At 60.5% G+C, this 2,795-nt stretch carries 5 protein-coding genes; all 5 read right to left on the bottom strand.

Annotated features, from left to right (window positions below; translation table 11 throughout):
- Positions 1-296, bottom strand: a 296-nt coding sequence (locus B7G66_RS18490) for a hypothetical protein (protein WP_206778207.1), incomplete at its 3' end; no start/stop codon positions are given.
- Between the two features lie 119 nt (positions 297-415).
- On the bottom strand, positions 416-871 hold the full coding sequence (locus B7G66_RS14630; protein ID WP_003621836.1) for a hypothetical protein: 456 nt from the start codon (positions 869-871) through the stop codon (positions 416-418).
- A gap of 18 nt (positions 872-889) precedes the next feature.
- Positions 890-1,888: a hypothetical protein gene (locus B7G66_RS14625; protein WP_003621835.1), complete on the bottom strand. Its 999-nt coding sequence runs from the start codon at positions 1,886-1,888 to the stop codon at positions 890-892.
- A gap of 9 nt (positions 1,889-1,897) precedes the next feature.
- Positions 1,898-2,179 (bottom strand): WXG100 family type VII secretion target, encoded by a 282-nt coding sequence (locus tag B7G66_RS14620; RefSeq protein WP_003621833.1) that lies wholly within the window; start codon positions 2,177-2,179, stop codon positions 1,898-1,900.
- On the bottom strand, positions 2,176-2,460 hold the full coding sequence (locus B7G66_RS14615; RefSeq protein WP_003621831.1) for a hypothetical protein: 285 nt from the start codon (positions 2,458-2,460) through the stop codon (positions 2,176-2,178). The genes B7G66_RS14620 and B7G66_RS14615 overlap by 4 nt, the downstream gene beginning before the upstream one ends.
- Positions 2,461-2,795: the final 335 nt, after the last annotated feature.

The following is a 2,795-nucleotide window of genomic DNA, read 5'->3' as shown; positions in this document are numbered from 1 at the left end:
AGCTTTTTCCAAAAAGCTTCAGAAGACGCCGCCTTTTTGAAAAACGGCAGCACCCAAAAACTTTTCTTTTTTATCAATGACTTATTTTCAAATACTCTCTCACAGGCGGCCGAGACACAGGACATGCGGCACAGGGGCATGGAGTATGGAGTATGGAGCATATGATTGCCCCGCTCCGTCGCGTCGCGCCCCGTCGCGCCGGGTACGCACGGCCTGTCCGCCCCGGCGGGGAAATCATCACGGTTTTCGGGTGCCGCCCCTTTTGAAAAGGCCGCCGCCTGCAATGCTGTTTGCAAACCGGCATCCGCAGGAGAATGCCACCGGTTGCGCGCGCCCCATCCCGCTGCGGCTCCCGGCACGGACAGGGGGAGTACGCCGCCCCGGGGGGCAGGTACAGGGGAGCCGTTACCGGGGGTCAGGTATAGGAGGGGATCTGCGTTTCGGCCTGAAACGTCTGCGTCATGCTGTCACGAAGATGCGCCTGCACCGTGGAGATTTCATGACGCACGGACGGCAGGCGGTCCATCAGCCTGTCGCCAGTCTGGTCTATTGTCCTGATCGTGCGCCCGGCACGGCAATATTCGGCCCATGTCTCCATCAGGGCTGTGCCCGCCGCGTCATTCACCGTGGTGATGTCCGTCATGTCCGCCCTGATCTTCTCACGCATATCCGTGACGGGCATGACATCACGTTCCATGACCGAACGCCCCGCCGCGTCACGCCATGCCGCATCCAGCCCTTCGACCGTCTCGCGCCATGCAAGCAGCATATCGCGCAGTTCCTCCAGCCTGTCGCGCACCTCGTTCGCACGCATATGCAGGAATTCAAGGCTTTCGGGCGCCGTCACGTCGTTGCGCTGGATGCTGAACATCGTCGGGTCTCCTTGGCCTTACAGGGTGCGGTTATCGAATTTCTGCATCAGTTCCACTTTTTCAAGCAGGCGGTCATCCATGCGCGCCGCGTCCTGCCCGTTCGTGGTGGCATCCGTATGGGTGGTATGGAACTGCTGCATGCCCTCATCGACACGGCTGCGCGCGATACTGGCCTGGCTGGTGCAGAGATTGACATGCTCCCGCGTGACCACCAGCAGGCGCTCCATTTCATGCACCAGGGGATAGACGTCGTCTGCGCATGACAGGGCCACCCTGGCGGCGGCCACGGCCCGCCCTGCGGAGGCACAGGCGGACTGCGCCACCACCAACGCATGCTCCGCCTGCATGTGGCGACTGGTGCAGGTCTGTTCGTGCCCCTGCGCCCGATTCAGTTCCTGATTCGCGGTGTTAAGCGCCCATGCGGCATTGTTCGCCTCTGACTGGGCATATTTCAGGTTGCTCTGCGCGGCATAGACATTGCTGGAATATCCTGAACAATTGGGATAGATCACACGACCTTCGAGGTCATAACGGATATCGCTTTCACAGGCACTCAGCGCGGCATAGGCATTGTCCAGACGCGAATGCGCCTCCCCCAGTGCGGTATCCGCCTGCAACTTGCGCCCCTGCGCGGCGGTGAGTGCTGTTTGCGCTGTGATACGGGCGGCCACGGCGTTGCTCAACTGCAACCGCCAGTGCTGTAGCATCGTGTCGGCCCGGCCGCGTACGTTGCGCGCACGCATGTCCTGTGCATCGGCATCATCACAGGCCGACTGCGCCGCCGCATGAACGGCATCAAGGTCGTCATTCCACCGCCGCACGCGCTGTCGCGCATCATGCAGGTCCGCCGTTGCATCGGACACGCGCCGCATGGCCTCCGACACCCCGTCCTCCAGCAGGTGCTGCACGGTGCCGAGGGTCTCCATCACCTCAAGCAGCGCCTGTCTGGAATCATAATGACGGTATTTCACGTCCTCCAGCAGCGCAATGAGCCGTCCGGGTTCAATCATGTCCATGCCACAGGATCAGAGCCCGCCATGCGCCGCATCAAGATTGCGCAGCAATACGATACGTTCCTGCAACTCCTTCTGGATGGCGGCCATCGCCTCGTTACATTCGCGCATCTTCATGACGCTGGCTTCGAACATGGCGCTGAACTGTTCCGCCGCCTGCCCGGAATAAACCGCGGCAAACATGCCCCAGCTCTGCTCCAGATACCCGAAGGACTCGTTAATCCCCTCCCGGTTGCGCTGGATCGCCTGATCATAGGCTTCCAGCGCGGTGATGCGGGTTGTCAGGTCGCTCATCGCCCGGCCTCCATATATTCCTGCAAGATCATCAGCTTGTCGGCAATGAATTCGCGATAGACCGGGGCATCCTGCTCGCTCCACAGCCGCAGCGCCTCGCTCAGCTCCTCCCACGAGGCATTGTAGCGCTGCGAACTCTGGTCCACATCCCACGCGGCCATCGCCTCGTTATGGAAGCTTGTCAGGTCAACCAACGATGCGGCCAGCACGTCGCTGAATCCTTCCAGCGCCCTGTTGAAACTGGTCATCTGTTCATAGGTCTCGTCCAGAGAGGCCATCATTCATCCTTCCGCAAAATCTATCCCTAAAATCCAGCCCTGCCCCCCGGCAGAATCCCGCCAAGGGCACCGGTGCAGGCCCAAACCCGGACACAACACCGGAGGCAACACCTGAAGCAACAGCGGACGCAAACCCGCTGACGCAGCCCCCCATAAGGCATTCCCGGCACAACGCGCGCTGAAGGTGGCGCACCATGCCCACCATATCACGCGCAGCCCCCATATGTCGCCTGTATGCCGCCCTTACCCGGTATTACCGTTGCCCGATGTTAGAGACTGTTTGAAAAGCCAGGATCAATAACATCCTGAAATCATAAAGGTTTTTGGTGAAGCTTTTT

This window comes from Novacetimonas hansenii JCM 7643 (assembly GCF_000964405.1).
Lineage (GTDB): Bacteria > Pseudomonadota > Alphaproteobacteria > Acetobacterales > Acetobacteraceae > Novacetimonas > Novacetimonas hansenii.
This window is presented reverse-complemented; position numbering and strand designations above follow the sequence as displayed.